Annotated in this window: 4 protein-coding genes and 2 pseudogenes; 3 read left to right on the forward strand and 3 right to left on the reverse strand. The window is 62.2% G+C overall.

Annotated elements, in window-relative coordinates:
• A pseudogene (locus ACQKPE_RS25615) lies at positions 1 to 96 on the forward strand (hypothetical protein); the annotation flags it as partial.
• On the opposite strand, the pseudogene ACQKPE_RS25620 reads toward ACQKPE_RS25615, so the two are convergent.
• The 3 genes and pseudogenes from ACQKPE_RS25620 to ACQKPE_RS25630 form a co-directional block, all read right to left on the reverse strand.
• Positions 67 to 993 (reverse strand): annotated as a pseudogene (locus ACQKPE_RS25620) (ABC transporter permease subunit); the annotation flags it as partial. The pseudogenes ACQKPE_RS25615 and ACQKPE_RS25620 overlap by 30 nt on opposite strands.
• A gap of 2 nt (positions 994 to 995) precedes the next feature.
• Entirely contained in the window at positions 996 to 1,910 is a 915-nt protein-coding gene (locus ACQKPE_RS25625; RefSeq protein WP_427669478.1) for an ABC transporter permease subunit, read from the reverse strand.
• A 155-nt stretch (positions 1,911 to 2,065) separates the two neighbouring features.
• Complete coding sequence (locus ACQKPE_RS25630; RefSeq protein ID WP_427669480.1) at positions 2,066 to 3,202, reverse strand: branched-chain amino acid ABC transporter substrate-binding protein; 1,137 nt, start codon at positions 3,200 to 3,202, stop codon at positions 2,066 to 2,068.
• A 485-nt stretch (positions 3,203 to 3,687) separates the two neighbouring features.
• Here ACQKPE_RS25630 and pncB point away from each other — a divergent pair, with 485 nt between their 5' ends.
• Together pncB and nadE are read left to right on the forward strand one after the other, a co-directional pair.
• Positions 3,688 to 4,893 (forward strand): nicotinate phosphoribosyltransferase, encoded by a 1,206-nt coding sequence (gene pncB, locus ACQKPE_RS25635; RefSeq protein WP_427669481.1) that lies wholly within the window; start codon positions 3,688 to 3,690, stop codon positions 4,891 to 4,893.
• A 3-nt stretch (positions 4,894 to 4,896) separates the two neighbouring features.
• The coding region (gene nadE / locus ACQKPE_RS25640) for an ammonia-dependent NAD(+) synthetase (RefSeq protein WP_427669483.1) at positions 4,897 to 5,644 on the forward strand (748 nt) is incomplete at its 3' end.

Genomic DNA, 5,644 nt, shown 5'->3' on the forward strand with positions numbered 1-5,644 from the left:
GGCATCCCTGCGCTGCGTAACAGCGTGGCGGCCATGCTGCCCAACGCCCGGCATGTGGAAGGCAATATCTTCGGCAGCATCGGCAGCGGCCTGGCCGACCGGCATGCGGGTCAGGCGGTGCTTGATGTAGAGCACGGCCAGCACGACCAGGAACAGCACGGCGTAGATGAAGATGAATTTCAGGTTGGCGTTGTATTCGAAGCCGAAGAACTCATGGATCGGTACCCCGCCATCCTTCGCCCGACGACCGAACTCCAGCCCGAAGAAGGTCGGCGACGGCGCCGGCATGCCATTCGGGCCGCCGGTGAACGACAGCCAGTTGTTCAGCACCAGGCGAATGATTTCACCGAAGCCCAGGGTCACGATGGCCAGGTAGTCACCGTGCATTCGCAACACCGGGAAGCCCAATATGCACCCCGCCAGCGCTGCGGCGATGGCCGCCAGCGGCAGCACGGTCCAGAAGCCCAGGCCCAGGTACTGGTAGCCCAATGCCAGGCCATAGGCGCCGATGGCGTAGAACGCCACGTAGCCCAGGTCTAGCAGGCCGGCCAGACCCACCACGATGTTCAGGCCCAGGCCCAGCAGCACGTAGATCAGCCCGAGGATGACCACAGTCAGCAGGTACTTGTTGGCGAAGATCGGGAAGACGATGGCGATGACCACCAGCGCCGGAATGATGTAGCGCAGGCGCGACTTGTAGTCCGGGGCGTTGACGTGCACACCCGAGCCACCGCTGTCGAAGCTGTGCAGCAAGCGCTGCCCGCCAGCGGTTTGCAGATACAGGCTGAGCAGGAAGCGCCCGGCCATCACCCCGCCGACCAGCCAGGCCACACGCGAAGGCTCGGCATTGAAGCTGTAGCCGTCGAGCACAACGCCCACGATCGGGCCGAAGACGATAAGCGCCAGCAAGCCGGCGACAACGGTTTCGATCAAGCTGCGCTTGATATCGAAACCCTTGGTTTGGGATACAGAGGCAGAATTGGCAGCAGACATGTTCACACCTTAGCCACGAGCGGACGGCCCAACAGGCCTTGCGGACGGAAGATAAGGATCAACACCAGCAGCGAGAAGCTGAACACATCCTTGTAGTCGGAGTTGATCAGGCCGGCGAACAGCGACTCGGAAATCCCCAGGATGATCCCGCCGAGCATCGCGCCAGGCAGCGAGCCGATACCGCCGAGCACCGCGGCGGTGAACGCCTTGATGCCGATGATGAAGCCTGCATAGAAGTCGAAAGTGCCGTAGTTCATGGTGATCAGCACGCCCGCCAGGGCGGCCATCACTGCGCCGATGACGAACACGTAGGAGATCACCCGGTCGGTGTTGATCCCCAGGATCGAGGCCATCTTGCGGTCTTGCTGGGTTGCACGGCACATGCGGCCGAGCTTGGTGTACTTGATGACGTAGGTCAGCAGGCCCATGCCAACGAAGGCAGCGACCAGGATGAAGATCTTGGTGTAGGTCAGCTGCACGAAGCCGGTGCCGACCTCCAGGCGCCAGGCGCCTTCGAGCAGGGTGGGCACGCCTTGCTGGCGAGCGCCCTGGCTGATTTGCGCATAGTTCTGCAGGATCAGCGAGATACCGATGGCACTGATCAGCGGTGCCAGGCGGGTGGAGTTACGCAGGGGCTTGTAGGCGATGCGTTCGATGGTGAAGCCATAGACGCCCGTGACGACAATGGTGAACAACAGCGTGCCGAGCATCAGCAGGGGGAACGATTCGATGCCGAAGTAGGCCAGCAATGCCAGGCTGATCGCCGCGAGGTACGCGGAAATCATGTACACCTCGCCGTGCGCGAAGTTGATCATGCCGATGATGCCATAGACCATTGTGTAGCCGATGGCGATCAGACCATAGACAGACCCGAGGGTCAGCCCATTGATCAGTTGCTGCAGGAAAATACCATCCATAACGCAATCTCACCTGTTGAGATTGCACGAGCGCCGAGCACAGCGAGGGCCGGTGCAACACCTCTCGCCGGGCTGGGCTGTGCAGATCTACGGATAAAGTACAGATACCGCAAGGCAATGGCCCGGCGCTTTGCACGCCGGGCCGTCAGCCATTGTTATTTTTGTTTGTCGAGCTGGTGGTACTTGCCGTTGGCATCCCACTGGTAGACCACGTAGTCGGAGACGGTCAGGTCACCCTTGCTGTCCCACTTCTTCTCGCCCATGACGGTCTTGACCGGGTTGGCCTTGAGCCACTTGGAGGCGTCTTCGCCCTTGTTCGACTTGGCGCCGTTGAACGCGGCAGCCAGGGCCTGGACCGAGGCGTAGGCGTACAGGGTGTAGCCTTCAGGCTCGGTGCCGCCTTTGCGGAACTCCTCGACCACTTCCTTGCTGTCTGGCAGCAGGCGTGGGTCGGCGCCGAAGGTCATGTACACGCCATTGGTGTACTGGGCGCCACCGGCGGTGGTGACCAGCTCGTCGGTAACGATGCCGTCGTCGGACATGAACGCCACGTCCTTCAGGCCCTGCTCGCGCAGCTGACGAACCAGCGGGCCGGCTTCCGGGTGCAGGCCGCCGAAGTAGACGACATCGGCACCGGCGGCGCGGATCTTGGTGACCACGGCGCTGAAGTCTTTCTCGCCACGGGTCAGGCCTTCGTACAGCACAGGCTTCACGCCGCGCTTCTCCAGCTGGGCCTTGGTGGCGTCGGCCAGGCCTTGGCCGTAGGTGTCCTTGTCGTGCAGCACGACCACTTTCTTGCCCTTGAGCACGTCGACGATGTAGTCGCCGGCGACGATGCCTTGCTGGTCGTCACGGCCGCACATGCGGAACATGCCGGACAGGCCGCGCTCGGTCACCTGTGGGTTGGTGGAGCCTGGGGTGATGGCGATCACGCCGGCTTCGTCGTACACCTCGGAAGCAGGGATGGTGTTGGAGGAGCAGAAATGCCCTACCACGCCAATCACTTTGTCCTGGTCGACCAGGCGGTTGGCCACGGCCACGGCCTGCTTCGGCTCGCAGGCGTCATCGCCCGCCACCAGGATGATCTTCTCGCCATTGACGCCGCCTGCGGCGTTGATCTTGTCCGCCGCCGCCTGGGCACCTTTCATGTATTGCTCGCCAAACGCTGCGTTGGCGCCCGTCATGGGGCCCGCGACACCGATCTTGACGTCGGCTTGCACATACGAAGAAACACCCAGTGCCGTGGCAACGGCCAGAGCCAGGAAACCTTTCTTGTAAAACGTCTGCGACATGTGGTGGTGCTCCTAAGAGTTTTTTTTGGTTGGCACTACAACTTCTGCCCTGTGCTCAGAGCAAGGGCCGTGCCATCGGTTTTATCGATCACGAAAACACACGCTGTTGAGCCGCAGCGAGGGCGCGAAGGACGTTTCTTTATTGAGCGTGCAACCGTCTGCCACACGGCAAGCGCCACCGCATCAACAACCGAGGAGCAACCCTCTCGCGCCATCATTGCAACCCCCGTATACGTCAACGTGCAACCAACCTGTAACCGGCTGACGTCACCGAAGTGCACATCCTCAGTGCGAAACTGCTACAGACGCGCACCGAAAAAAGGCTAGTCGCTGTAGGAAGAAACGGTAGTGTGTGGGTGATGGCCCTTTCATAGCTATTCCGACATGCCCCGCGATAGGGCCATCGGCTAGGCCACAAATGCCTCATCCTCAAATGAAACACTGGCACAATGGCGTTTATTCCCGCGCCGACCAGGAGCCCCTGAATGAGCGAGAGCGCATTCGCCGAGCGCATCGTGCACAACCTGCTCGATACCGATTTCTACAAGCTGACGATGATGCAGGGGGTGTTGCACAACTACCCCGATGCCGACGTGGAGTGGGAATTCCGCTGCCGCAATGGCGAAGACCTGCGCCCTTACCTGGGCGAGATACGCCGCCAACTCGAAGGCCTCAGCGAACTCACGCTGGATGACGGCCAGCTGGCCTTTCTCGAGCGCATCAGCTTTCTCAAGCCGGACTTCCTGCGCTTCCTGCGCCTGTTCCGCTTCAACCTGCGCTACGTGCACCTGGGAATCGAGCACGACCAACTGTTCCTGCGCCTGCGCGGCCCGTGGCTGCACGTGATCCTGTTCGAGGTGCCTTTGCTTGCGATCATCAGCGAGGTGCGCAACCGCCACCTGCACCCGCACATGCGCCTAGTCGAGGCCCGCGACCAGCTGTACCGCAAGTTCGACTGGCTGCGTGCACACGCCACCAATGATGAGCTGGAACACTTGCAGGTCGCCGACTTCGGCACCCGCCGACGCTTCTCCAGCCGGGTGCAGGAAGAAGTGGTGCGGGTGATGCGCGACGACTTCCCGGCACGTTTCGTTGGCACCAGCAACGTCGACCTGGCATGGAAACTGGATATCAAGCCCCTGGGCACCATGGCCCATGAATGGATCATGGCCCACCAGCAGCTCGGGCCGCGACTGATCGACAGCCAGATCGCCGCCCTGGACTGCTGGGTCCGCGAGTACCGCGGGCTGCTCGGCATCGCCCTGACCGATTGCATCACCATGGATGCCTTCCTCGGCGATTTCGACCTGTACTTCGCCAAGCTTTTCGATGGCCTGCGCCACGACTCGGGCGAACCGGTGGCCTGGGCGGAAAAGGCCATCGCCCATTACCGCCAGTTGGGGATCGACCCGATGACCAAGACCCTGGTGTTTTCCGACGGCCTGAACCTGACCCGCGCGCTGGAGATCTTCCGTGCCCTGCGCGGGCGCATCAATGTCAGCTTCGGCATCGGCACCAACCTCACGTGCGACATACCCGGGGTGGCGCCGATGAGCATCGTGCTTAAAATGACCGACTGCAACGGCTCGCCGGTGGCGAAGATTTCCGACGAAGCTGCCAAGACCCAGTGCCGCGACGAAAACTTCGTCACCTACCTGCGCCACGTATTCAAAGTGCCTAACAAGGAGTAACCCATGCAAGCCGTCCAGCGAGAGATCGCGCAAGCACTGCAAGTGCAGCCGCCGTTCGCCGACGCCGCAGCGCTCGAGGCAGAAGTCGCCCGGCGTGTGGCCTTCATCAAGGATTGCCTGGCCAACGCCCGGCTAAAGACGCTGGTACTGGGCATCAGCGGAGGGGTCGACTCAATGACCGCCGCCCTGCTCGCCCAGCGCGCAATCAACGAACTGCGCGCCGAGACGGGCGACAAGGCCTACACCTTCATCGCGGTGCGCCTGCCCTACCAGGTGCAACACGACGAGCACGATGCCCAGGCCTGCCTGCAAGTGATCAAGGCCGACGAAGTGCATACCGTCGACATCGCCCCGGCGGTGAAGGCCTTGGCTGCGGAAGTCGAAGAGCTGAAGGGCGGCTCGCCGACCCTGGTGGATTTCGTCGTCGGCAACACCAAGGCGCGCATGCGCATGGTGGCCCAGTACACCATCGCCGGCGCCCGTGCGGGCCTGGTAATCGGCACCGACCACGCAGCCGAAGCCGTGATGGGCTTCTTCACCAAATTCGGTGATGGCGCTTGCGACCTGGCGCCGCTGAGCGGCCTGGTGAAGAACCAGGTGCGCGCCATCGCCCGCAGCTTCGGGGCGCCCGAGAACCTGGTGGAAAAAGTGCCGACCGCCGACCTGGAAGACCTGGCGCCGGGCTTGAGTGTGATCAACTCGGCGATCTCGCGCTTGAGTTCGCGAATCGGCAGTTTCAGCTCGCGGCTCC

It is taken from the genome of Pseudomonas sp. NPDC089554, assembly GCF_050280645.1.
Classification (GTDB): Bacteria; Pseudomonadota; Gammaproteobacteria; order Pseudomonadales; family Pseudomonadaceae; genus Aquipseudomonas.

Coding starts and splice junctions, on each gene's coding strand:
- ACQKPE_RS25625 (WP_427669478.1), bottom strand. CDS start 1,910: ATGGATGGTATTTTCCTGCAGCAACTGATCAATGGGCTGACCCTCGGG.
- ACQKPE_RS25630 (WP_427669480.1), bottom strand. CDS start 3,202: ATGTCGCAGACGTTTTACAAGAAAGGTTTCCTGGCTCTGGCCGTTGCC.
- pncB (WP_427669481.1), top strand. CDS start 3,688: ATGAGCGAGAGCGCATTCGCCGAGCGCATCGTGCACAACCTGCTCGAT.